The organism is Mesorhizobium waimense, assembly GCF_003601975.1.
Taxonomy (GTDB): Bacteria; Pseudomonadota; Alphaproteobacteria; order Rhizobiales; family Rhizobiaceae; genus Mesorhizobium; species Mesorhizobium waimense.
The window spans coordinates 111,655-134,144 of sequence record NZ_QZWZ01000006.1 but is presented as its reverse complement, the minus strand read 5'-3'; the positions used below and the strand labels follow the sequence as shown (position 1 = coordinate 134,144).

Here is a 22,490-nt window from a genome sequence, read left to right as displayed (position 1 = left end):
TCACGGAATATCTTCCGGCCGCCGGCCGGGCCGGCTCTTGTAGGATGGGAAGGCCCAGCCGAATTTGAGCGCGCCGCCACGTACCAGGAATGCCGCGGCAAAGCCCGCCAGACCGGATGCCAGCGGCGGCATTCCCGCAAGATCGCCAAGTGTGAAGAGGGTGGCGCCGGCAAGGGCGGCCGTGACGTAGATCTCGGGCCGCAGAAGCACCGACGGCTCACCGGCCAGCAGATCGCGCAGTATTCCGCCGAAAGTGGCCGTCAGCACGCCGGTGACGACGGAGACGACCGGCGAACCGGTAATCGCCAGGCCCTTGGCCGCGCCCATCACTGAAAAGGCGGCAAGGCCGATAGCGTCGAGCCAAAGCAGCAGTTTCCAGCGCGACTCGACGCGGTGCGCGCTGAAGAAGACCAGCACCGCCACCGCCGCGCAGATCAGCACATAGCTGGAGTTGGCGACCCAGAACACCGGCAGGTTGAGGATGACGTCGCGAAACGTGCCGCCGCCGATGGCGGTGACGCTGGCCAGGAACAGGAAGCCGATAATGTCGAGCTGCTTGCGCGAGGCTGCAAGCGCCCCGGTCGCCGCGAAGACGGCGACATCGGCATAGTCGAGAAGCTCGATCGGGTTCATGGGGTGAATAATGAAATAGTGAGTAGGCAATAGCGAGCGGCGAATAGCACGAAGCCATCTGGTTGCTACCGGTCAGTTGTCATCGCGCTAAGGCCATCAAGTTTCCTGGACGGGTTTCGCGGCGATTGCTGCCGATGCCCGCAACTTCCTCGAATCCCGCGAAATGAGATTGACTTCGGGCAAATTAAATGACTGAATAGTTCATTCAAATTATGTGGGTAGACGCCTATGTCTCCTCGCCGCTACAGCATGGGCTCCCGGACTGCTGCCTTCGCGAAGACGCGGCAGCGGATTCTCGAAGCGACAATCAAGCTGCACACCCAGAACGGCATCTTCGGTACGACTTGGAAGGACATCGCCACGGAAGCCGATGTCGCCGTTGGCACCGTCTACAAGCACTTTCCTACCCTGGATGACCTGGTGCCTGCCTGCGGCGAATTGCTGATGGAGCGCCTGCGTCCTCCATCGCCTGAATCAGTGACGGAGATAATCGGCGGGGCGACCGACCCTAAAGAGCGGTTAAGCCGGGTCGCGAACGCGCTGTTCGCCTTCTACCACCGCGGCGGACGGCATCTCGAGAGCGACCTGCGCGAGCGGGAGCTTCCGGTCATGCGGGAATGGGAAGAGTATCTGCGGAACATGGTGGCCGGCTTCGTGCGAGAGGCGCTCGCCAAGGACGATCCTGGCGATGATGCCGTTCAGGCAATCAGCTTCCTGTTCGACTTCCCGACATTCAACGCGATGCGGATACGCGGCATGACAATGGATCTCGCCGCCGAAACGGCAACGGGAATGGCGCTCTGCTGGCTCAAGGGCAAGGGCCGGACGAGCACGTCTTGAACGAAGAGATTGGGGGAGGCGAAACAAGGGCGAAAGCCAGATAGCAAAGGAGGAAGTCATGGACACGAAAGTCGTTGAAGTCACCGAATTTGCATTGAAGCCCGGATTCACCGAGCAGATGTTCCTGCAAACCAAGGATGAAGTGAATGATGAGGTGCGGATGCTCGAGGGTTTCCTCAATCGTCGCCTCCTCAAATCCGAGGGAGGCTGGACGGAAATATTCGAATGGGCGGACATGGACAGCGCAAAGGCGGCCAGAGAGGTCTGGTCCACGCTGCCCGGCATCAAAAACTATTGCTCGATGGTCAACATCGCCTCGCTGAAGGTCGGCTACCACTCTGTGGCGGCCGTGGCTGGCGGTGAAGCTGACAGGGGAATCCCCAGCGCCTTTTGCAGTCACGCCCTGGAAGGAGAGGCGCGCTGGTGGCTTGGCTCGCTGGCAGTGATCAAGGCGACGGCAGCCCAGACGGCGGGCCAGTTCACGCTGGTCGAAGTGCTCGAGAACGAAGGCGAGGCGCCGCTGCATGTCCATCATCGCGAGGACGAGTCATTCCAGGTGATGGAAGGCGAGATCGAGTTCGAGATCGGCGGCAAGAAGATCATGGCTGGGCCCGGTTCGTTTCTCTTTGGGCCACGCGATGTGCCGCACCGCTATACGGTCAAGCGTGGGCCGGCCCGAATGCTGTTCCTCTTCACGCCCGGCGGTTTCGAGGACCTTTTGAGGGCGACCAGCGTGCCCGCCGGCGACAGATGCATCCCTCCGGACGGCGAAGGAATGCCGGACATGGAGACATTTCCCGATGTGGTCCGCCGCTATGGGTGCGAACTGCTTGGCTGAGGACATGGCAAGCGCTGCACAGCAGAAGTGGCAACTGGGTTGATCGCCCTTGAAGCAGACAGGTTTCGGGGCGGTCGATCATGCCTCCAGCTTTGATGGCGGTTGCGGCCCAAATGGCGCGCTATTCCCCGTTCATGCGTCCTTTTCCGCCTGCTCATTGACAGGCCCCGGCTCGACCGGCGCTTCGCCTGCCGCCTGCTTGGGGCCGCCCTTGGCGACGCCGACCATCGCCGGCCTGAGCACGCGCTCGCCGATCGAATAGCCCGGCTGCACCACCTGGACGACGGTGCCGGCGGGAACCTCGGGGTTGGGCACCTCGAACATCGCCTGATGGAAATTGGGGTCGAACTTCTCGCCTTCCGGCGCGAGCTTTTTCACGCCATGTCGCTCCAGTGCCGACAGCATGGCACGTTCGGTGAGGTCGACGCCCTCGATCAGCGCCTTGAAACCGGCATCGCCCGCAGCCTTGGCCTCGTCCGGGACGGCATCGAGCGCGCGGCGCAGATTGTCCGACACCGACAGCATGTCGCGGGCGAAATTGGCGACCGCATAGGTGCGCGCGTCATGCACGTCGCGCGCTGTGCGGCGGCGCAGATTCTCCATCTCGGCAGCAACGCGAAGGGCGCGATCCTTCAGTTCCTCGTTTTCCTTCAGCAGCCGCACAAGCGCTTCGTAGTCGCCGTCGACGCTGCCTTCGGTCCGTTCGCCCACCGCTGCCTCAGTGGCTTCGATTTCCTCGGGCGCGCGTTCGTCTTTTGCCTGGTCGCTCATCGCCGTTTCCCGTCATTTTCAAATGGTCTGGATTTGCGCCCGATATCGAGGTTTGGCGGCCAAAAATCAAGGGGCAAGCCATACTGGAGGCTGCCGATGGTCTTTCGATATTAATTCAAATTTTACCGTAACGGCCGGCTTTTCTTGCCAGGCCGCTGCAATGCGGGAACCATTACCGGTCTGGAGGAGTTTCGAAGCCAACACAGGATTTTGGGACAATGACAGGCAACAAGCGCAACAGGCGCGAGGAACTCGCCGCCGATATCAAGCGCCAGGTCGGCACCGAGACGACGAAGCGGTTCCTGCGCACCCTGCCGGCATTCCGCCTGCAGGCCGACCTGCCCGAGCATCTCAGGGAGTTGCTCGACCGTCTTGACGGGGCGGAGGCCAGCGTCGCCGCCAGCGAGCGCCATTAGGCGTGGATTCCTGAAGACGGGAACATCGGTCGCAGCCGTCATGGCCTGCCATCGCGCGACAATTACGCGCAGTAATTTTGCGTGAGCTTTGCCTTGCGGCGGCGGAGCCTGATGCTTATGCTTCCTGATGAACATGATTTCCCCCGAGGCGGTTGCCAACAGCAAGCGCGCCTGGCTGAAGATACTAGCGCGCTACAAGAAGCCTGACCGGCGGCGTAGCGCCCTCGAACTTGCCATCACCCTCATTCCGTTCGTCACACTCTGGGCGCTCTCTTCGGCCGCCTATTCCTACGGCCACTGGTGGGGTTTGATCCTCATTCTTCCCGCTGCCGGGTTTCTGGTGCGCATCTTCATGATCCAGCATGACTGCGGCCATGGCTCCTTCTTCGCCAATCGCTATGCGGACGACTGGATCGGCCGCGCGCTCGGCGTCCTGACGCTGACGCCCTATGATTGCTGGCGGCGCGCCCACGCCACCCATCACGCCAGCGCCGGCAATCTCGACGAGCGCGGCATGGGCGACATCAAGACCCTGACCGTCGCCGAATACCGGCAGATGTCATGGCGGGGTCGGCTTGCCTACCGCCTCTACCGTCATCCGCTGGTCATGTTCGGCCTCGGGCCGATATGGCTTTTCATCTTCGAGCAAAGGCTGCCGGTCGGCATGATGCGGGGCGGCCTGACGCCCTGGGTGTCGTCGATGACGACCAATCTCGGCATCGCGCTTGCCGCCGCGATCCTCATCTGGTTCGTCGGACTAGGCGCATTCCTGGTCGTCCACTTGCCGATCGTCATCCTCGCCGGTTCGGCCGGCGTCTGGCTGTTCTACGTCCAGCACCAGTTCGAGGAGACCGAGTGGGCGAAGGATTCCGAATGGGAATTCCAGCATGCCGCGCTGCATGGATCGTCCTACTACGACCTGCCGGCCGTGCTGAACTGGTTCACCGGCAATATCGGCGTCCACCACGTCCACCATCTCTCGGCCAAGGTGCCCTGCTACCGGCTTCCGGAAGTGCTGCGGGATTATCCGGAACTGCGCGGCATCGGCCGCGTCACGCTCCTCGACAGCCTGCGCTGCGTCAAGCTGGCGCTGTGGGATGAAAACCGCCGCAAGCTGGTGTCGTTCCGCGAAGCGCGGATGGCCGCGTAGAATTGACCGCCGCACCAGCGGTGCGGCGGGTATCTCCCTTTGGTCCGTTCAGGCCGCCTTGCGCTCGTCGCGCATCAGGGCCTTGCCGTCGCGGATTTCGGTGCCGAGCACTTTCAGGCATTCCCGCATGAAGGCGGCGAGGCCCGGCCAGCCCTTGGCCGACACCAGATTGCCGTCAACATGGGCGCCGGTCGGCGCGACGTCGATGTAGATGCCGCCGGCCAGCGTGACCTCCGGCTCACAATATTGCAGCGCCGCGACTTCCCTGCCGCGCACCACGCCGTCGACCGCGATCAGGATCTGTACGCCGTGGCAGATGGTGAAGATCGGCTTGCCGGTCTCATGGAAATGCCTGACCAGCGCCTGCACCCGCTTGTCGATGCGGATATATTCCGGCCCGCGCCCGCCGGCCGCATAGACGGCGTCGTAATCGGCCGGATTCACCTCGGCAAAGGTCTTGTTGAGGATGTAGTCGTGGCCGAGCTTTTCCGTATAGGTCTGATGGCCTTCGAAATCGTGCAGCGACGTCTTCAATATGTCGCCTGCCTTCTTGTCCGGGCACACGACATGCACCGTATGGCCAACCGCGTGCATGGCCTGTTCGAAGACGAAAATCTCGTACTCCTCGCTGAACTCGCCAACGAGCATCAATATCTTCTTGCCTGCCATTCCGGTTCCTCCCTTGCTGGACATTTATTTCGGATCTCGAAATAATGGACCTATCCTAAGGGCAAGACAGCGAAAGGAAAAGCGCAAATCGCGCATTTGGTCTGACCAGATTGTGTTGCCTTTGTTAAGAAACCGGCCAAGCCCTTGCTCCCGGCGTCCGAACGGCAATCCTGGTCCGACCAACAAAACCGATCAGGCGGCCGCGCGGATCATGTCCGCCGCCTTCTCGGCAATCATGATTGTCGGCGCATTGGTGTTGCCGCCGATCAGGGTCGGCATCACCGAGGCATCGACGACGCGCAGCCCCTGCATCCCCCTCACCTTGAGTTGCGGGTCAACGACGGCCATGTCGTCGACCCCCATCCTGCAGGTGCCGGCCGGGTGGTAGATCGTGTCGGCGCGGGCCCTGATATGCGCCATCAGTTCGGCATCGCTTGAAACGCCGGCGGTGTAGATTTCCTTGCGGCGGTATTTCGCCAGCGCCGGCGCCTCCAATATGCCGCGCATCGTCTTGACCCCCTTGAGCAGAAGGGCGGCATCGCGCTCGTCCTCGAGAAAGCGCGGATCGATGCGCGGCGGCCCCAGCGGGTCCGGCGACGACAGGCCGACCTCGCCGCGCGAATAGGGCCGGAGCACGCAGACATGGCAGGAAAAGCCGTAACCCATATGCAGCTTGCGGCCGTGGTCGTCGACGATGGCGATGCAGAAATGCAGTTGCAGGTCGGGCCTTCCAATCGCCGGATCGGATTTGAGGAAGGCGCCGGCTTCCGCATAGGGCGTGGCGATCATGCCGGTGCCGTTCTTGCGCCAGCGCAGCATATGCCCGAGCAATCCGGGCGTGCCGCGCAGGCCGATGCCCATCATGTCGGCATCCCCCGACGTCCAGGCCATGATGAAATCGAGATGGTCCTGCAGGTTCTTGCCGACGCCTGGCACCTCATGGACGACCGGAATGCCGTGCATCGCCAGTTCGGCCGCCGGGCCGATGCCGGACAACAGCAGCAGCTGCGGCGAGCCAAAGGCGCCGCCGCAGACGACGACCTCGCGCTTTGCCTCCGCGACGGTCTCGGTTTTGCCGGCACGGTAGCGCAGGCCCGTGGCGCGCTTGCCGTCGAGGACGATCCGTGTCGCATGCGCCCCGGTGACAACAGTCAGGTTCGGCCGGTCCATGGCCGGATGCAGATAGGCGGCAGCGGCCGAGCAGCGTTCGCCATTGCGGCGCTCACCCCAGAATTGCGTCACCTGATAGAGCCCCGCCCCCTCCTGCTCGGCTCCGTTGAAGTCGTCGTTGCGCCGGATCTGGTTTTCGCCGCAGGCCTCGACAAAGGCCCGGGCGACAGGACGCGGCTCCTGCTGCTCGCCAACCCGCAACGGCCCATCCCCGCCATGCAACGCGTCGGTGCCGCGCTGATTGCCTTCGGCGCGCCGGAAATAGGGCAGCACCTCGTCCCATGACCAGCCGTCGCAACCAAGGTCGGCCCATCCGTCGTAGTCGCTGCGATGCCCGCGAACATAGAGCATGGCGTTGATGGCGCTGGACCCGCCAAGCGTCTTGCCGCGCGGCTGGTAGCCCTTGCGGCCGCCAAGCCCTTGCTGCGGCACCGTCTCGAAGGCCCAGTTGTTGATCTTCGGCCGCCCCGGCAGCAGCGCAATGACGCCCGCCGGCGCGCGGATGAACAGGTCCTTGCCGGCGCCGCCGGCTTCGATCAGGCAGACCGTCTTCGAGGGATCTTCAGAGAGCCTTGCAGCCAGCGTGCAGCCGGCGGAACCGCCACCGGCGATGACATAGTCGTAGCGCATGATCTCCTCCCGATCATCCGGCGGATGTTTCCGTCCGGATGCCCAAGAGAAGGCTTGCTTGCGAGCATTGTAAAGACGTCAGCGCGTTGCCGCAGGGTCAGCCCGTGCGTTTGCGCCGCCAGGAATATTTCGGCCCCTTCGCCTCCGGCTCGGCGGCCGGCTGATAATAGAGCGGCAGGCCACCGGTACGGCCTTCCTCGAGCCGCTTCAACAGCACCGGGTTCGACACTTCGAACTCGTCGAAACCGAGCCGCAGCATATGCGGCAGCTGGTCGACCAGAACCTGGCCGGTGGCGCGGACGGCACCCTGGAAATGATAGCGCGCGCGCAGCAATTCGCCCTTGGAGAAGGACCGCCCGTCATTGAACGCCGGAAAGGCCAGCGCCACCAGCGACAGCTGGTCGAGCAGCCCGGCGATCTTGTCCAGTTCGTCGCCCGGCATAAGCTGGACGCCGAGGCGCTCCTTCGCCGATCGGCGCACGTCCGCGTCGAGCCCCAGAAACGCCAGCAGCGGCAGGATGAAGCGGCCATTGCCGGTAAGTGCATCGGCGCTTTCGGCATGAATCCACTCGTCCTCGCGGAAACCCGTCGGGGTCCAGAGGCGGGTCTCCGTCGTCGATTCAGTCATCAAAAGTTCCTAAAGCACAAAATTTCTGGAGCGGCGCGCCGGTCAGCGGCTTTTGGTACGTGAGCACCGGAAGCGCAGGAAACCACCGTTTGCAGGCCGGCTGAACACCAACATACCCTAAAGCGATGCGTCGGTCAGCGACTTCTCCAGTCCCGACAGATGGATGCCGCACTCGGTCTTGGCATGGCCGGCCCAGCGGCCGCTGCGCGCATCCTCGCCCGGCTGTACCGGCTGCGTGCACGGGAAGCAACCGATCGACAGATAGCCATAGGCGACCAGCGGATTTTCACGCAGCGCATGCGCGCGCATGTAGGCGGCCTGGTCCGACGTCGTCCAGTGCGCCAGCGGGTTGATGCGGATGCGCGAGCCGACCGCCTCGAAGACGGGAAGCGCCGCCCGCGTCGAGGCCTGGAAGCGCTTGCGTCCGGTGAGCCAGGCGCGGAACGGTTCGACGCCGCGCGCCAGCGGCTCGACCTTGCGCACATTGCAGCAGGCGTCGGTGTCGGTCTCGTTGAGGTTGCCGGTCGGATCGACCCGCTCGAGTGCGGCCCCATCGGGCTTGATCACCCTGACGTCGGTCAGGCCGAAATCGGCGGCGAGCGCGTCGCGATAGCCGAGCGTCTCTTCGAAATGCTTGCCGGTATCGAGGAAAATCACCGGCAGCGTGCGGTCGATCTCGGCGATCATGTGCAGGAGCACAGCCGAATCGGCGCCGAAGGAGGACACCGCAGCGATACCGCCGCGAAAGATCTCCCTCGTCGAGCGCTCGATGATCTGGAGCGGATTGAGGTGACCATACAGCGCGTCGAGCCCCGCCGCCTCGGCGGCGATGCCGGCCTCGACGTCGACGATACGGTCAAGCGGCCTTGGTTTCGCCAGCATAAAGCGCCTCCTTGAACGGCGCGGGACCGACTCTGCGGTAGGCGTCGATGAATCGTTCTGAGGGATCGAGGCGAAGGCCGAGATAGGTTTCGACGATCTGCTCGATGGCGTCGGTGATCTCTTCCGACGAGAAGCCGCGGCCGATGATCTCGCCGACCGAGGTGTTCTCGTCGGCCGAGCCGCCGAGCGTGACCTGGTAGAGCTCGGCGCCCTTCTTCTCGACACCGAGAATGCCGATATGGCCGACATGGTGATGGCCGCAGGCATTGATGCAGCCGGAGATCTTGAGCTTCAGCTCACCGATCTCGCGCTGCCGCTCGAGCGAGGCGAAGCGCTGCGAGATTTCCTGCGCCACCGGAATGGAGCGCGCCGTGGCCAACGCGCAATAGTCGAGGCCGGGGCACGAGATGATGTCGCTGATCAGGTTGGAATTGGCCGTCGCCAGGCCGATGTCGACCAGCGCGTCATAGACCGCCTTGAGATCGGCGCGCGCGACATGCGGCAGGATCAGGTTCTGCTCATGGCTGACGCGCAGCTCGTCGAAGGCGTATTTCTCGGCGATGTCTGCGACCGCTTCCATCTGGCTGTCGGATGCGTCGCCCGGCACCTCGCCGATGCCCTTGAGCGAGATCGTCACCGCCGCATAGTCGGGGTGGCGGTGCGTCACGACATTCTGGTCAAGCCATTCGGAGAAGCTTTTGGAATCGAGCCGTGCCAGCTTCACCGCTGCGTCGCCTTCCGGCCGCGCGGTCAGCTGCGGCGGCGCGAAATAGGCGTCGATGGCGCGGATGTCGGCTTCCGGCAGCTTCAGTTCGGCGTCCTTCAGCTCCTGCCATTCGGCCTCGATCTGGCGGGTGATCTCCTCGACCCCGGTCTCGTGGACGAGGATCTTGATGCGCGCCTTGTACTTGTTGTCGCGGCGGCCATAGAGGTTGTAAACGCGCAGGATCGCGGTGCAGTAGGACAGAAGGTCGGCTTCCGGCAGGAAGTCGCGGATCCTCTTGGCGACCATAGGCGTGCGGCCCTGGCCACCACCGACATAGACGGCGAAGCCGAGCTCGCCGGCTTCGTTCTTCTTCAGATGCAGGCCGATATCATGCGTCTGGATGGCGGCGCGGTCGCGCTCGGCCCCGGTCACCGCGATCTTGAACTTGCGCGGCAGGAACGAAAACTCCGGATGCACCGACGACCATTGCCGCAGGATTTCGGCATAGGGGCGCGGATCGGCGACCTCGTCGGCGGCGGCACCGGCGAAATGGTCCGCTGTGACGTTGCGGATGCAGTTGCCGCTGGTCTGGATGGCGTGCATTTCGACGCTGGCCAGATCCGCCAGGATCGCCGGGATGTCCGACAGCGCCGGCCAGTTGAACTGGATGTTCTGGCGCGTCGTGAAATGGCCATAGCCCTTGTCGTATTTGCGGGCGATGTGGCCGAGCATGCGCAGCTGCTGGCTGTTCAGCGTGCCGTAGGGCACCGCGATGCGCAGCATATAGGCGTGCAGCTGCAGGTAGACGCCGTTCATCAGCCTGAGCGGCCGGAACTGGTCCTCGGTGATCTCGCCGGCAAGCCGCCTCTGCACCTGGTCGCTGAACTCGGCGACGCGGGCCTGGACGAAATCTTGGTCGAACTCATCGTAACGATACATACTTCGTCTTTCAGGGCGCGTCCGCCCGCTTTCACATTATGCCCGGATCGCTTCCGGATGGGCCTGCTTGCCGAGATCGCCACGGATTGTCGGGCCGGCGGCGCGGATCTTTTCGCGCAGCCGCACCGCTTCGACCACGCCGTCGGCCACGGTGACGTCAATCAGGTTGACGTCGACAACCTCATTGTTGGCGTAGGCCGCGGCACCGATCGCCTCCAGCCGGTCCTCGGCCGCCTTGTCATGGGCGAGGTCGGCATTGCCGATCGTCTCGGCCCAGCCGCCATCGGCGTACCAGACGGCGATGCCGTCCGTGAGCCTGTTTGCGGTTAGCACCTTCATTGTTCAACTCCGTCGGCGGCGGTACTCGCAACGCCCTCATGCCTGTGTGCCGCAAGCGGCTCGGAACGTTCAAAATTGGCGCCGGCGACCGCGTCGCCGATGATGGTCATCACCGGGCCGGTGAGGTCGGCGCGTGCCTCCAGCGACGGCAAATCGGCAAGCGTGCCATGGAAGCGGCGGCGGTTGCCGAGGCTGGCATTCTCGACCACGGCGACCGCCGTGTCCGGCGACAGGCCGGCTTCGATCAGCCGTCCCGCAACTTCGGCCGCGACCGAGCGGCCCATATAGACGGCGACCGTGGCGCCGGAGATGGCAAGCTTGGCCCAGTCGGGCAGCGAATTGCCCTTGAGATCGTGGCCTGTCGTGAACACCATCGACGAGGACACGCCGCGCAACGTCAGCGGCAGCTCGAAATCGGCGGCGGCGGCGAAGGCCGCAGTGACGCCGGGAACCACTTCATAGGCGATGCCTGCGTCGCGAAGTGCGGCTATTTCCTCGCCGGCCCGGCCGAACACGAGCGGGTCGCCCGACTTCAGCCGCACGACGCGCTTGCCGGCATGGCCAAGCTCGACCAGCAGCGCGTTGATCTCGGCCTGGCTCTTCGAATGACAGCCCTTACGCTTGCCGACCGGCAGGCGCTCGGCATCGCGGCGGCCCATGGCGACGATCGCTTCCGGCACCAGCGCGTCATAGACGATGACGTCAGCTTCCATCAAAAGCCGATGCGCCCGCAGCGTCAAAAGGTCTTCCGCGCCCGGCCCCGCGCCGACCAGTGCAATATGGCCAGCGGCCGGTGCGTTGGAGACAAGCAAGTCGACGGCGGCATCATGCGCTTGCGAAAGCTCACCGGCTTCCACGGCACGCGCCGGCGCGCCGGCGAAGAAATCGCTCCAGAAGCGGCGGCGACCATTGCCCTTCGGCAGCCGCTCGGCAGCACCTCGGAACGAAGCGGCGAGCGTCGCCAGCGCACCGAGCGACGGCGACAGCATGCGGTCGATGCGGCTGCGCAGGATTTGAGCCAACACCGGGCCTGCCCCTTCGGTGCCGATGGCAATGGCAACCGGGGCGCGGTTGACCAGCGCCGGCGTAAAGAAATCGCAAAGCTCGGGCCGATCGACGGCATTGACCGGAATGCCCAGCCGGCGTGCGTCGGCGGCGACGCGGCGGTCCAGTGCCTCCTCGCCGCTGGCGGCAAACACCAGGGTCGCGCCTTCCAGATGCGCCGCCTCATAGGCGGCATCGATATGGACAGCGCCGGTGGCAGCGATGAAGCTCAGCAACTCGGCTTCGGCGGCATTGGTGATGATGCGCAGCACCGCGCTTGACTGGTCGAGCAGCCGCGCCTTGGCCAACGCCTCCTCGCCACCGCCGACGATGGCCACAGCTTCGCCCTCGACCCGCATGAAAACGGGGAACGCGTTGAGCTTGGCATTGGCCTGCGGCATGACGAAACGCAATCCTGGAACAGTTTGCCAGTTTTACGCGGCGGCGCGAAAAACCAGAAGGAAAGCACTCGCGCATCCTGCGATGGCAGGCAATCGCTTTTTCGCAACTGCGAAGGGCAGGAGAAAATTATTCCACACCCAGGAGAAGGGCGGATTCAAGATGCTGTTGCGGGCCCTGGTCTCCGGGCCTTTTAGCCACCGGCGCTCGGCGTCACAAAACAGTTTTTTCTAAATTCTACCAAATTAGTAGATTAATGTCGCAAGGCGTTGACGGCGGTCTTTGACCAGCGATGAGCCATCGTCCCGGAACGAATTTGCCGGAGCCGGCGTTTGCCATGCAAGCCCCTGGCTGCAAGGCATCAGGCCATGCAGCCTCACGCGGGGTCGGTCTGGAAACGGAGGAGCCGATATGAGCGACATTAAGCTGAAGCACGGACTATGGGTTGTGGTCGCCGACGGTGAGAAGGCGCTGTTCCTGCGCAACCGGGGCGACACGCGATTCCCCGACCTGCAAGTGGTGCAGGAAATGGAGCAGAAAAATCCCGCCACCCGCGATCAGGGTAGCGACCGCCCGGGCCGCTACAATGACGGCCCGTCCGTCCATCGCAGCGCTGTTCAGGACACCGATTGGCACCGTATCGGCAAGGAGCGCTTCGCCGACGATATCGCCGAGCGGCTCTACGGGTTGGCGCATCGCGGCGCCTTCGAGGAGATCGTGCTGATCGCGCCGCCGCAGGTGCTGGGCGAGATGCGCCGGAAGCTGCACAAGGAGGTCGGCGACAGGGTGCAGGCGGAGATTCCGAAGACGCTGACCAACCACACCATTTTCGAGATCGAGAGCCTTCTGCAGGCAGCCTGACCCGCGCGCAATTCGGCCCTCTATTCGCTCTTGTCGGCGCTGCCGGCCATTTCGCGGCAGCCCGGGTTGCCTCGCGCCCATGACAGCCCCCATATTGCAAAAGGTGGCGGCCTCGGGCGGCCCTATCCGACATCGTGATTTTCGAAAGGCGCTCCATAGACAATGCCGCATGACACGCCCCTTATCGCCACCATCGTCGCCGGTCTGGGGCTGGCTTTCGTCTTCGGAGCGCTCGCCAACCGTTTTCGCGTGCCGCCGCTCGTCGGCTACCTGATTGCCGGCGTGCTGGTCGGGCCTAACACGCCCGGCTTCGTTGCCGATGCCGGCCTCGCCAACGAGCTCGCCGAAATCGGTGTCATCCTCTTGATGTTCGGCGTCGGCCTGCATTTTTCGCTGAAGGACCTTTTGTCGGTCCGCGCCATCGCCGTGCCCGGCGCCGTCGTGCAGATCGGCTTTGCCACGGCCCTCGGCGCCGGACTTGCCTGGTTGCTCGGCTGGTCGATGGGCGCCGGGCTGGTCTTCGGCCTGGCGCTTTCCGTCGCCTCCACCGTGGTTCTGCTGCGCGCCTTGCAGGAGCGCCGGCTGATCGAGACAGAGCGCGGCCGCATCGCCGTCGGCTGGCTGATCGTCGAGGACCTCGCCATGGTGCTGGCGCTGGTGCTGCTGCCGGCGCTGGCCGGCGTTCTTGGCGGCGAGCCACAGGTGGACAGCCACGCAAGCGGTCTGCTGGCGTTGCCCGCCAGCTACGGCATCTGGGGCGTCGTCGGCATCACCCTGGCCAAGGTCGCCGCCTTCGTCGTCGTCATGCTGGTGGTCGGCCGCCGGGTCATTCCCTGGATCCTGCACTATGTCGCCCATACCGGCTCGCGCGAACTGTTCCGGCTGGCTGTGCTTGCCATCGCGTTGGGCGTCGCCTTCGGTGCGGCAAAACTGTTCGGCGTCTCGCTGGCGCTGGGCGCCTTCTTTGCCGGCATGATCATGAGCGAGTCCGAGCTCAGCCACCGCGCTGCCGAGGAATCGCTGCCGCTGCGCGACGCCTTCTCGGTGCTGTTCTTCGTTTCAGTCGGCATGCTGTTCGACCCGTTCAGCCTGATGAACAATGGTCTCCCGATCCTGGCGACGCTGGCCATCATCGTCATCGGCAAGTCGCTCGCCGCCTTCGTCATCGTCATCGCCTTCGGCTATCCGATCGCGACGGCACTGATGATTTCGGCCAGCCTTGCCCAGATCGGCGAATTCTCCTTCATCCTGGCCGAACTCGGCGTCGGGCTGGGCCTGCTGCCCGAACAGGGACGCGACCTGATCCTGGCCGGCGCCATCCTGTCGATCGTGCTCAATCCGCTGATGTTCCTCGCCATCGACTGGATGAAGCCATGGCTGGAGGCGCGCGCCGCCAAGGCAGCGCCGCCGGCCGAGGCAAAGCCGATCGGCCCGGCGACGGCATCGGGAGAAGTGGCCTCAGTCGCGATGCCGGAGCCGGAGGACGGGCCGCCGCCGAAGACAAAGCTGACCGGCCACGCCATCCTGATCGGCTACGGCCGCGTCGGCAGCCTCGTCGGCACCGCGCTGAAGGACGCCGCCATGCCCTTCCTCGTGATCGAGGACGCCGACAAGACGCTGGCCAAGCTCAAGGCCGACGGCATTGAAACCATCTCCGGCAACGCGGCCAATGCCGATGTGTTTGCCGCCGCCAATCCGGAAAGCGCAAAGCGGCTGATCCTCGCCATCCCCAATGCATTCGAGGCTGGCCAGGTCGTGCTGCGCGCACGAGCCGCCAACCCCGCGATAAGCGTCATCGCCCGGGCTCATTCCGATGCCGAAGTCGAGCATCTCAAGGGGCTCGGCGCCGACACCGTCATCATGGGCGAACGCGAGATCGCCCGCGGCATCGTGGAAGAGGTGCTTGGCCACAAGCCAGAGGCGGCTGAACCGTCCGCAGCCTGAACAAGCCCAGGCCGTCACATGTGCTGTCAATGCATTCGTCTCGACTGCGTTCGCATGCGGTTCAAGCGACGAATGCAGAGCCGCCGTTTTGCGCGACACTGCTGAGGTATTTTGCCGGCGGCTTCCCAAGCGCCTTCTTGAACATGGTGATGAAGGCGGTGACGGAACCATAGCCGAGATCGCCCGAAACTTGCTGCACGCTCGCACCGGAGGCCAGTTCTCGAATTGCGACGATCAAGTGCAATTGCTAGCGCCAGCGCCCGAAGCTCAGTCCTGTCTCCTTGACCACGAGGCGGGCGAGACTGCTCTCGCTGAGCGCAACGCGACTGGCCCATTGTGCGAGGGTGCTGCGGTCGGCAGGGTCTTGCGCCAACGCTTCGGCGATCCTCCTCAAGCGTGGCTCGGACGAGATCGGCAGATGTAGCTGTTGAACAGGCATGCGCGGCAATTCGATAAGCAGGGTCTTGGTCAAAAGCTCATCCCTCGCCTGATCGTCCTGCACGCCATCGGACAGCTCGATGATCAGTTCGCGTAGCAGCGGCGAGATCGAAAGTGTGCAGCACCGGTCCGGCAGATCGGCAGAGCCCGGCTCGATGTATACGAAGAATATCCGGGCGTTGGCCGTCGCAACATTGCTGTGCTCCATGTCGCCGGGAATCCAGACCCCGCAATGAGGCGGTACCATCCACAGGCCGCTGGGGACGTGGCATGTGACGCCGCCTCCGAGCGCGAAGACGAGTTGGCCTTTGCGGTGTCGATGGGCGGGGACCTCCGCTCTGGTATCGGGGACGTCAACGCGCACGGCAATCGCCGGCGCGGAAGGGTCATCCACATCGAGATCAAGCCAAGGGTAGCGGAGCGGTTGTCTCATGATTGACTGTTTTTAGCGATCAAATGCTTCAATATCTAGATTATTCGATGGAGAAAATCGCTAGGTTCCGCTTGCGAATGAACAAGTCTGGAGCGTGTGGAGCTGGCGAACTTTTCTTCGGCCGGCGGCCGCCGGCGCTCCAAAGTCGAACCAGCAGAACCGGGCATAGCAACTGCCCGAAGGGCTTTGCGTCCACCGCGCAGCAATGAGGTATGAACTATGCTCGCCCTCGTCATCTCTTCCGATAGCGCGACCGGACTGAGGATCGCGGAGCTCGCTGAGCCTCAAGCGGCCTCGAACGAGGCGCTTGTCTCGGTCCATGCAACCTCGTTGAACCGCGGCGAACTGCGCCTGCTCACCATACGTCCGAACGGCTGGATACCCGGCCAGGATATCGTTGGGGTTGTCGAACGGGCAGCAGCCAATGGCTCCGGGCCAGCCGTGGGCGCTCGGGTTGCGGCTTTGGTCGACCAGGCCGGCTGGGCCGAACGTGTCGCCGTTTCAACCGACCGTCTCGCCGTCCTGCCGGATGACGTCAGCTTCGTTTCCGCAGCCACGCTTCCAGTCGCGGGCACGACGGCGCTGAGGACTTTGCGCCATGGCGGCGACCTGGCCGGCCAGCAGGTCCTGATCACCGGCGCTAGCGGCGCGGTCGGTCGTTTCCAGATCCAGATCGCCCGCCAGCAGGGCGGATGCGTGATCGCAGTCGCCGCCTCCCGGCACGGCGAGGATCTCCGCCGCCTGGGCGCCGAGCAGGTTGTCGAGTCGATCGAGCTGGCTGGGGGCCCGTTTTCGCTGATCACTGAGTCCGTCGGCGGTGAAAGCCTCGCACACGCGATCGAACGCGTCGCACCTGGCGGGACCATCGTCATGTTCGGTTCGAGCAGTGGCGAACTCACCCCCGTTGGATTCCGCCAGTTCGTTCCGGGTCACGAGGGGGCGAGGCTTGAGACTTTCGCGTACTACACTTCCGGCTCCGGCATTGGCGCGGACATCGCATCGCTGCTCGCTCTGGTCGCGGCTGGCCGGCTGGAAACCCGCGTGGCCTTGACCGTGCGGTGGACAGACATCGCCCAAGCCCTGGACGCACTGCGACAGCGCAGCTTCAGCGGCAAGGCTGTTCTCACCATGACCGGATGAGAGCCTGAAGCCTCACACGTGCTGGCCGCCATTGATATGGATTTCCGAACCCGTCACATAGGACGCCTGCTGCGAGCACAGGAAGAAGATGATGTCGGCGACCTCAGCCGTAGTGCCGAGCCTTCTCAGCGGGATGGTCTCGACGATCTTGTCGGTGCCCGGCGACAGGATCGCCGTGTCGATCTCGCCCGGCGCAATGGCATTGACGCGAATGCCGTGCGGACCGAAATCATGCGCCATTTCGCGCGTCAGCGAACCGAGCGCGGCCTTCGAGGTCGCATAGGCGGTGCCGGCAAAGGGATGGACGCGCGTGCCAGCGATCGATGTGACGTTGACGATCGAGCCCTTGGCCGACGCCAATTCCTTGAACAGACCTCTGGCCAGCATGATCGGCGCGAAGAAATTGACCTGGAACACATCGCGCCAGACATGCATCGGCGTGTCGATCGAGTTCATGCGGCTGTTGCCATCCTGAAGCTTGGGCGAAATGCCGGCATTGTTGACCAGCGCATTGAGGTGTCCGCCATGCGCCTCGAGCCGGTGACGGATTTCCGAAACGGCGATGCCGACATCTTCCTGGTCGGCCAGATCGACCTTGATGTGGTCCTCCGGCCCGGCCGGCCACGGACAGTCCTCGGCAAAAGCCTGGCGAGAGCAGGTGATGACGCGCCAGCCCTCGCGCGAGAAACGCTTGACAGTGGCATGACCGATGCCGCGGCTGGCGCCGGTCAGCACGATGGTCTTTCTGGTGTCGAGTTCAGCCATGTCGCGGTCTCCAGCCGGACATTTAGCGGAACGCCGATGCCGTGGCGAGGGGCGAGTTGCCGCTTAGACCATGATCCCGAAAAGTGGAATCCGGTTTTCGGATCAGACTTTACCCCCCGGTGAGGATGTCGAGGATCGACGTCTGCCGCTTCTTGGTCGGGCCGCCGACATTGCCGGGCGGCACGGGATGCCCGACCGAAGCGGTGGTTCCACCGTCGCCCGGCATGCCGAAACCGTCGGCATCGACCGTTTCGGCGGGCCGTGCAGGGCGAGCAGGCGCATGGGCAGCCGGCTGGGACTGGCCGACCGACGCCGGCGGCACCGCCGCCGGTCCGGCATCGGCAGACGGTATGTCGTCCGGCACGATCGTGTCCGATGGCGTCGACTTCCAGGTTCCGGGCAATGGCCGCACCGGCACGCCTTCATGTGCCGCGACCATGAACTCGTGCCAGGCTTGCGCCGGCAGCGCGCCGCCGGTGACCTTCTTCATCGCGCTGCCGTCGTCATTGCCGAACCACACGCCGGTGGTCAGGTTGGCGGTGTAGCCGACGAACCAGGCGTCGCGCGAATTCTGGCTGGTGCCGGTCTTGCCGGCCGACGGCCAGGCAAAGGCCGCCTTCTTGGCCGTGCCGATCTCGACCGTGCCGGTCATCATCGAGTTCATCATGCCGACGATCTCGGGTTTGACGACGCGCGGCGCGCCGCCGCCGCTGGCGTCATAGAGCACCTTGCCTTCGGTCGTGGTGATACGGCGGATGAAATGGATGTCCGGCTTATAGCCGCCATTGGCGAAGGGAACATAGGCCGACGTCAGCTCCAGCGGCGTCACTTCGGAAGTGCCGAGCGCGATAGAGGTGTTGGATTGCAGCTCGGACTGGATGCCCATGCGGTGCGCCGCCTCGACCACCGCGTCGGGCCCGACCTCCATCGTCAGCTGTGCCGCGACCGAGTTCAGCGACTTCGCCAGTGCCGTCGCCAGCGTCACCTTGCCGAAATACTTGCCGCCGTAATTGTCCGGCGTCCATTTGCCGATCTTGATCGGCGCATCGTTGCGCACGCTGTCGGGCGTGCGCCCGGCTTCAAGTGCTGCCATGTAGACGAACGGCTTGAAGGCCGAGCCGGGCTGCCGGCGTGCTTCGGAGGCGCGGTCGAACTGGCTGGTCGAATAGTCGTAGCCGCCAACCATGGCGCGCACGGCGCCGGAATCGTCGATCGACACCAGCGCGCCCTGGCTGACATTGAGCTTCTTGCCGCTCTCGTCGATCAGCCGCCGGATCGACTGTTCGGCGAGCTTCTGCAGCGTCAGGTCGACGGTGCTGTCGATGACGATATCGCCACGCACGTCGCCGATCAGGTCGGGCAATTCTTCCATGATGGTGTCGGCGACATAGTTTTCAGAGCCGGTCCAGTAAGACGGCGCACGCGTTGCCGGCGCGCTCATCGCCGAGGTCAGTTCCTTGGCGCTGATCTTGCCTTCGTCGCGCATGGCGGCGAGCACGAGCTGCGCCCGGTCCTCGGCTGCCTTCGGGTCGCGCGCCGGCGACAGCCGCGACGGCGCTTTCAACAGGCCGGCTAGAAGCGCTGCCTCGGACAAGGTGACGTCGCGCGCGCTCTTGCCGAAATAGCGCCGCGACGCCGCTTCGACACCATAGGCGCCGGAACCGAAATAGACCCGGTTGAGGTACATTTCGAGGATCTGGTCCTTGGTATGCTTGTGCTCGAGCCACAGCGCCAGCAGCACTTCCTGCACCTTGCGCTCAAGCGTGCGGTCCGGCGTCAGGAACAGGTTCTTGGCCAGCTGCTGGGTCAGCGTCGAGCCGCCCTGCGAGAAATGCCCGCCGAGCACATTGGTGACCATGGCGCGCGACAGGCCGATCGGGTCGATGCCGAAATGCGAATAGAAGCGGCGGTCCTCGATGGCGATGACGGCTTCGGGAATGTAGGGCGACATTTCGTGCAGGCCGACCGCCTCGCCACCGCTCATGCCGCGATTGGCGAGCAATTGTCCGTCGGCCGAGACGATCTTGATGTTGGGCGCGCGGTCGGGGATCGACCAGGTCGTGGCCGCCGGCATTTTCGCGCCGTAATAGACGACGATGCCGGCCGCCGCGATGCCGCCCCAGATGCAGAGCACGAAGCACCAGTAGACCAGGCGGCCAAGCACGCCAAACAGGCCGCGCCGGCTTCTGCCGCGTCCACGCCGCGATGATTTCGACTTGGCGGTCTTGCGCCCTGTGGAGGATTTGCGATTGCCCGGCACGACGCGATCCTCCTCGCTCACCGAAAACCCGGCCGAGGTTTTTGCCTGTGACGGCCCCTCGAAGCTGGGTTCGATGCGACTGTCTCTGCGGTTCGCCATGCGCTGTGCTGTTTGTCCCGTGCCTATGGCGCTCGGGTTGCAGAGTAGATGCGGCGGTTTAAAGGCGCGTTAAAGCGGCGGATTCACAGCCCGTTGAATTGCCTTGGAAATTTCGAAACCCGTTACCGCCCGCTGTCGCTGTCGTTACCGATGCTTTCCCGCACGAAAATAGGCTCTTTCATGCCGACATAAGCCTTTCGCCCTGGCTTGCGCGGCGCGGCTAAATCTTGACCGAGGTTACTTCTGAGGGGTTCCCTTGGCCGCGCAATGTGAATTCGCGAGGGAAAAAGTATTCGCCACATGCCTGGCTTGTGGCGCGGTCACTGCTTGCCTTCTGCATCATCTTGCATTAGCGCGAAGATTTTCGGGGGTTTGGCGCTGCGAACATGAAGATTTCAAAAAAGCCAGTAGTCCTGGTGCTGACGCGCAATGAAAAGCTTGGGGACGCGATTTTGCGGATTCCAGTTTACCGCGCGCTGAGGCTGGCTTTACCCACGCATCGGATCGTCTGCGCATCGGATTTGGACACGGTGTGGCGCACAACATTGGCCCCCATTCAACCGGAGCTTATCGATGAAATTCTAGTCGATCAGCGCCTGTCCAGCATTTCGCAGATGCGTGCGCTGATACGCCGACTTGGCACCGTGGACCTCGTGTTGGATCTTCGCTCAAGCAAGGAGACGCCCCGGAGCTATGTTGCAGCGGCAGGACTGCCTGCGCGCTACATTGCCAATTCGGTAGGCTTCGCTCTGCGACGCAATATTGCCGGCTTTTTTGAGCCTCGCCCCCCTACCAACGCCCTGCGATGGCATCGAATGGTCGAACTGGCCACTGGCCGCCTCTTGCCTTTCGACGCCAAACTGCCCGTGTTCGAAAAGGCGCGCGACGAGGCTTTGCGTCTCATTCCGTCGGGCGAGCGCTTCATAGGCCTGTCTCCCGGCCCGACCATGAATAAGTTCTGGCATCGGCAAAAATGGACGGACCTGGCCAGACACATCGCCAGCGATGGCATCATTCCTGCTTTCCTGCTCGGGCCTCAAGAAACCGAGCAGCGCAACTGGATTGAAAAGGACGGCGTGTCGAAGATTGTCGATGTCGGTTCGATCCAGGATTCGGCGTTGCTTCCTTGGCTGTTCCACGCTCTCGCCGATCGTGCGATCTGCATTGTTGCCGCGGAGAGCGGGCTTGGACATCTGGCGGCCACTCGGCAGGGTGCACTGCTTACTTTGGCAGGCCCGTCGAAAGCCCGCCTCTGGCGCCCGCTCACCCCGTATCATTGGCTAGTGGAAGCACGCGAGTTCGGATCAATGAAAACCGAGGATATACCTCTTGATGTCGTGGTGGCCCGCGTCCAGGAGATAGTTCGGTGGGCGTCGAACTCGGCGCCAGGCCCAAGCCCTCACGACCAACCAAAAGTCGGCGTTGCTGATGTTCAGGCTGTCGGGGCGGTACTCGTCCCAATCACTTCAAATACTTACCCTTAGAGGCGCGTCAACTCCGGCTCAAGCCGCTGCCCTGCCGCCCGACGATCGATGCCAGCGAACAAAACGCCAGTGCCTGCTCTTCGCAGGTCACCGCCACGACACTGTTCGAGCGGTCGATGTCGAGGCCCTTCGGCCCGCCTTCTTCGTCACTCATCCTGCCCCGCAGGAAGGTCTCGTCATCGAGGACGACAAGCGATCGCGACGGTGTGCGGCGTCCGCTCCAGCCGCCCTCGCTTTCATAGACGTGCAGCTTTGGACTGCCGGCGTCGGCGACAAGAATGTGTCGGTCGTCAGCGGTGAAGCGCAGGCCGTGCGGGTAGTTGGCGTTCTCGAGGATCCCGGCCGGCTCGGTGTCGGGTCCAAGCAGCCCCGACAGGCTGTAGATCTTCACATCCCTGGTGCCATGGCTGCTGACGGCGACCCATTTGCCGTCATGGCTGAGCGCGATGCCGTCGGGAATATCGAGGCCTCGTTTCAGCAGCACCTGGTTCCTGAGCGCGCGATATCCCAGCCGCCGGTCGACGACATGACGGGTAACCCGGTATGTATAGTTGTTGCAGACCAGCAGGGTGGTCCGGCTGGGTGACTCCCGCCTGACGGCGATCGAACCGGGCGTCCTCAGCTTGCAGAACAGCCCGCTCTTGATCTGGCGACGCGATACGATTTCTAGGCTTCTGCCGGCAGGCTCTCCCGAAGGCAGCGAGAATATCGCGACCACCCCGTCGCGATTGGCGACCGCCAGGGTCCGATCATCGATGAAATCGAGGCCATGAACCTCGCCGATGCAGTCGGATGTCAGCTCCATGTAATCATGGATCGCGACACCGGGACCGTCGGCCGCTGCCTCGACCTCGATCCGCAGGATCAGGCAGCGCTTTCGCCCAAAGCCGGCGATGGCCAACAACCGGTTGTCGGGCGAAAAGCGCACATCCTCCGTGCGCCCGATTGCCGAAAGCGCGGCTTGGACAGCATCGCTGGCCCTGAAGTCGATCCGGGGTATCACCTGAGGCCT

Annotated in this window: 21 protein-coding genes and 1 pseudogene; 9 read left to right on the top strand and 13 right to left on the bottom strand. The window is 63.8% G+C overall.

Annotated features, from left to right (window positions below; all coding sequences use genetic code 11):
• Positions 1 to 633, bottom strand: a complete 633-nt coding sequence (locus D3227_RS10005; RefSeq protein WP_120013954.1) for a trimeric intracellular cation channel family protein — start codon at positions 631 to 633, stop codon at positions 1 to 3.
• 228 nt (positions 634 to 861) lie between these two features.
• Here D3227_RS10005 and D3227_RS10000 point away from each other — a divergent pair, with 228 nt between their 5' ends.
• Together D3227_RS10000 and D3227_RS09995 are read left to right on the top strand one after the other, a co-directional pair.
• Positions 862 to 1,473, top strand: coding sequence for a TetR/AcrR family transcriptional regulator (locus D3227_RS10000; RefSeq protein ID WP_120013953.1), 612 nt, complete (start codon positions 862 to 864; stop codon positions 1,471 to 1,473).
• A 58-nt stretch (positions 1,474 to 1,531) separates the two neighbouring features.
• A complete protein-coding gene (locus D3227_RS09995; RefSeq protein ID WP_208646355.1) occupies positions 1,532 to 2,311 on the top strand; it encodes a quercetin 2,3-dioxygenase in 780 nt (259 codons plus the stop codon).
• 132 nt (positions 2,312 to 2,443) lie between these two features.
• On the opposite strand, the gene grpE is transcribed toward D3227_RS09995, so the two are convergent.
• Entirely contained in the window at positions 2,444 to 3,082 is a 639-nt protein-coding gene (grpE, locus tag D3227_RS09990) for a nucleotide exchange factor GrpE (RefSeq protein WP_120013952.1), read from the bottom strand.
• A gap of 218 nt (positions 3,083 to 3,300) precedes the next feature.
• Here grpE and D3227_RS09985 point away from each other — a divergent pair, with 218 nt between their 5' ends.
• Together D3227_RS09985 and D3227_RS09980 are read left to right on the top strand one after the other, a co-directional pair.
• The gene (locus D3227_RS09985) at positions 3,301 to 3,498 is read left to right on the top strand and encodes a hypothetical protein (protein ID WP_120013951.1); all 198 of its coding nucleotides are present in this window, start codon (positions 3,301 to 3,303) and stop codon (positions 3,496 to 3,498) included.
• 127 nt (positions 3,499 to 3,625) lie between these two features.
• A complete protein-coding gene (locus D3227_RS09980; RefSeq protein ID WP_120013950.1) occupies positions 3,626 to 4,648 on the top strand; it encodes a fatty acid desaturase in 1,023 nt (340 codons plus the stop codon).
• Positions 4,649 to 4,696: 48 nt separating this feature from the next.
• Here the strand turns inward: D3227_RS09980 and D3227_RS09975 are convergent, their stop codons facing one another.
• The 7 genes from D3227_RS09975 to cysG all read right to left on the bottom strand — a co-directional run bounded on the left by D3227_RS09975 (position 4,697) and on the right by cysG (position 12,056).
• On the bottom strand, positions 4,697 to 5,317 hold the full coding sequence (locus D3227_RS09975) for a DJ-1/PfpI family protein (protein ID WP_008874278.1): 621 nt from the start codon (positions 5,315 to 5,317) through the stop codon (positions 4,697 to 4,699).
• A gap of 192 nt (positions 5,318 to 5,509) precedes the next feature.
• Positions 5,510 to 7,117: a GMC family oxidoreductase gene (locus D3227_RS09970; RefSeq protein ID WP_120013949.1), complete on the bottom strand. Its 1,608-nt coding sequence runs from the start codon at positions 7,115 to 7,117 to the stop codon at positions 5,510 to 5,512.
• 97 nt (positions 7,118 to 7,214) lie between these two features.
• Entirely contained in the window at positions 7,215 to 7,745 is a 531-nt protein-coding gene (locus D3227_RS09965; protein WP_120013948.1) for a DUF934 domain-containing protein, read from the bottom strand.
• A gap of 117 nt (positions 7,746 to 7,862) precedes the next feature.
• Positions 7,863 to 8,627: a phosphoadenylyl-sulfate reductase gene (locus D3227_RS09960; RefSeq protein ID WP_120013947.1), complete on the bottom strand. Its 765-nt coding sequence runs from the start codon at positions 8,625 to 8,627 to the stop codon at positions 7,863 to 7,865.
• Positions 8,602 to 10,272 (bottom strand): nitrite/sulfite reductase, encoded by a 1,671-nt coding sequence (locus tag D3227_RS09955; protein ID WP_120013946.1) that lies wholly within the window; start codon positions 10,270 to 10,272, stop codon positions 8,602 to 8,604. Before D3227_RS09955 ends, D3227_RS09960 begins: the two co-directional genes overlap by 26 nt.
• Positions 10,273 to 10,308: 36 nt before the next feature.
• Positions 10,309 to 10,611 (bottom strand): DUF2849 domain-containing protein, encoded by a 303-nt coding sequence (locus tag D3227_RS09950; RefSeq protein WP_120013945.1) that lies wholly within the window; start codon positions 10,609 to 10,611, stop codon positions 10,309 to 10,311.
• Complete coding sequence (gene cysG, locus D3227_RS09945) at positions 10,608 to 12,056, bottom strand: siroheme synthase CysG (protein WP_120013944.1); 1,449 nt, start codon at positions 12,054 to 12,056, stop codon at positions 10,608 to 10,610. The genes D3227_RS09950 and cysG overlap by 4 nt, the downstream gene beginning before the upstream one ends.
• Between cysG and D3227_RS41075 the strand changes: the two genes are divergently transcribed.
• From D3227_RS41075 to D3227_RS09935, 3 genes are all read left to right on the top strand, one after another.
• Complete coding sequence (locus tag D3227_RS41075) at positions 12,055 to 12,288, top strand: hypothetical protein (protein WP_147377591.1); 234 nt, start codon at positions 12,055 to 12,057, stop codon at positions 12,286 to 12,288. The genes cysG and D3227_RS41075 overlap by 2 nt on opposite strands.
• 177 nt (positions 12,289 to 12,465) lie before the next feature.
• Positions 12,466 to 12,915: a baeRF12 domain-containing protein gene (locus tag D3227_RS09940; protein WP_120013943.1), complete on the top strand. Its 450-nt coding sequence runs from the start codon at positions 12,466 to 12,468 to the stop codon at positions 12,913 to 12,915.
• A gap of 162 nt (positions 12,916 to 13,077) precedes the next feature.
• On the top strand, positions 13,078 to 14,859 hold the full coding sequence (locus tag D3227_RS09935) for a cation:proton antiporter domain-containing protein (protein WP_120013942.1): 1,782 nt from the start codon (positions 13,078 to 13,080) through the stop codon (positions 14,857 to 14,859).
• 61 nt (positions 14,860 to 14,920) lie between these two features.
• Here the strand turns inward: D3227_RS09935 and D3227_RS09930 are convergent.
• Positions 14,921 to 15,730 (bottom strand): annotated as a pseudogene (locus D3227_RS09930) (AraC family transcriptional regulator).
• A 219-nt stretch (positions 15,731 to 15,949) separates the two neighbouring features.
• On the opposite strand from D3227_RS09930, the gene D3227_RS09925 reads away from it, so the two are divergent.
• Positions 15,950 to 16,870 carry a zinc-binding dehydrogenase gene (locus tag D3227_RS09925; RefSeq protein WP_120013941.1) on the top strand — a complete coding sequence of 307 codons (921 nt, stop codon included), beginning with the start codon at positions 15,950 to 15,952 and terminating at the stop codon, positions 16,868 to 16,870.
• A 12-nt stretch (positions 16,871 to 16,882) separates the two neighbouring features.
• On the opposite strand, the gene D3227_RS09920 is transcribed toward D3227_RS09925, so the two are convergent.
• Positions 16,883 to 17,635 (bottom strand): SDR family NAD(P)-dependent oxidoreductase, encoded by a 753-nt coding sequence (locus D3227_RS09920; protein ID WP_120013940.1) that lies wholly within the window; start codon positions 17,633 to 17,635, stop codon positions 16,883 to 16,885.
• A gap of 109 nt (positions 17,636 to 17,744) precedes the next feature.
• Positions 17,745 to 19,994: a transglycosylase domain-containing protein gene (locus tag D3227_RS09915; RefSeq protein ID WP_120013939.1), complete on the bottom strand. Its 2,250-nt coding sequence runs from the start codon at positions 19,992 to 19,994 to the stop codon at positions 17,745 to 17,747.
• A 386-nt stretch (positions 19,995 to 20,380) separates the two neighbouring features.
• Between D3227_RS09915 and D3227_RS09910 the strand changes: the two genes are divergently transcribed.
• Positions 20,381 to 21,478: a glycosyltransferase family 9 protein gene (locus D3227_RS09910; RefSeq protein WP_120013938.1), complete on the top strand. Its 1,098-nt coding sequence runs from the start codon at positions 20,381 to 20,383 to the stop codon at positions 21,476 to 21,478.
• A gap of 7 nt (positions 21,479 to 21,485) precedes the next feature.
• Here D3227_RS09910 and D3227_RS09905 read toward each other — a convergent pair whose 3' ends face one another.
• Positions 21,486 to 22,481 carry a YncE family protein gene (locus D3227_RS09905; protein WP_120013937.1) on the bottom strand — a complete coding sequence of 332 codons (996 nt, stop codon included), beginning with the start codon at positions 22,479 to 22,481 and terminating at the stop codon, positions 21,486 to 21,488.
• Positions 22,482 to 22,490 lie beyond the last annotated feature (9 nt).

Excerpts from the sequence above, each read along its gene's own strand:
- D3227_RS10005 (WP_120013954.1), bottom strand. The coding sequence starts at position 633 with ATGAACCCGATCGAGCTTCTCGACTATGCCGATGTCGCCGTCTTCGCG.
- D3227_RS10000 (WP_120013953.1), top strand. The coding sequence starts at position 862 with ATGTCTCCTCGCCGCTACAGCATGGGCTCCCGGACTGCTGCCTTCGCG.
- D3227_RS09995 (WP_208646355.1), top strand. The coding sequence starts at position 1,532 with ATGGACACGAAAGTCGTTGAAGTCACCGAATTTGCATTGAAGCCCGGA.
- grpE (WP_120013952.1), bottom strand. The coding sequence starts at position 3,082 with ATGAGCGACCAGGCAAAAGACGAACGCGCGCCCGAGGAAATCGAAGCC.
- D3227_RS09985 (WP_120013951.1), top strand. The coding sequence starts at position 3,301 with ATGACAGGCAACAAGCGCAACAGGCGCGAGGAACTCGCCGCCGATATC.
- D3227_RS09980 (WP_120013950.1), top strand. The coding sequence starts at position 3,626 with ATGAACATGATTTCCCCCGAGGCGGTTGCCAACAGCAAGCGCGCCTGG.
- D3227_RS09975 (WP_008874278.1), bottom strand. The coding sequence starts at position 5,317 with ATGGCAGGCAAGAAGATATTGATGCTCGTTGGCGAGTTCAGCGAGGAG.
- D3227_RS09970 (WP_120013949.1), bottom strand. The coding sequence starts at position 7,117 with ATGCGCTACGACTATGTCATCGCCGGTGGCGGTTCCGCCGGCTGCACG.
- D3227_RS09965 (WP_120013948.1), bottom strand. The coding sequence starts at position 7,745 with ATGACTGAATCGACGACGGAGACCCGCCTCTGGACCCCGACGGGTTTC.
- D3227_RS09960 (WP_120013947.1), bottom strand. The coding sequence starts at position 8,627 with ATGCTGGCGAAACCAAGGCCGCTTGACCGTATCGTCGACGTCGAGGCC.
- D3227_RS09955 (WP_120013946.1), bottom strand. The coding sequence starts at position 10,272 with ATGTATCGTTACGATGAGTTCGACCAAGATTTCGTCCAGGCCCGCGTC.
- D3227_RS09950 (WP_120013945.1), bottom strand. The coding sequence starts at position 10,611 with ATGAAGGTGCTAACCGCAAACAGGCTCACGGACGGCATCGCCGTCTGG.
- D3227_RS41075 (WP_147377591.1), top strand. The coding sequence starts at position 12,055 with ATGACGAAACGCAATCCTGGAACAGTTTGCCAGTTTTACGCGGCGGCG.
- cysG (WP_120013944.1), bottom strand. The coding sequence starts at position 12,056 with ATGCCGCAGGCCAATGCCAAGCTCAACGCGTTCCCCGTTTTCATGCGG.
- D3227_RS09940 (WP_120013943.1), top strand. The coding sequence starts at position 12,466 with ATGAGCGACATTAAGCTGAAGCACGGACTATGGGTTGTGGTCGCCGAC.
- D3227_RS09935 (WP_120013942.1), top strand. The coding sequence starts at position 13,078 with ATGCCGCATGACACGCCCCTTATCGCCACCATCGTCGCCGGTCTGGGG.
- D3227_RS09925 (WP_120013941.1), top strand. The coding sequence starts at position 15,950 with ATGCTCGCCCTCGTCATCTCTTCCGATAGCGCGACCGGACTGAGGATC.
- D3227_RS09920 (WP_120013940.1), bottom strand. The coding sequence starts at position 17,635 with ATGGCTGAACTCGACACCAGAAAGACCATCGTGCTGACCGGCGCCAGC.
- D3227_RS09915 (WP_120013939.1), bottom strand. The coding sequence starts at position 19,994 with ATGGCGAACCGCAGAGACAGTCGCATCGAACCCAGCTTCGAGGGGCCG.
- D3227_RS09910 (WP_120013938.1), top strand. The coding sequence starts at position 20,381 with ATGAAGATTTCAAAAAAGCCAGTAGTCCTGGTGCTGACGCGCAATGAA.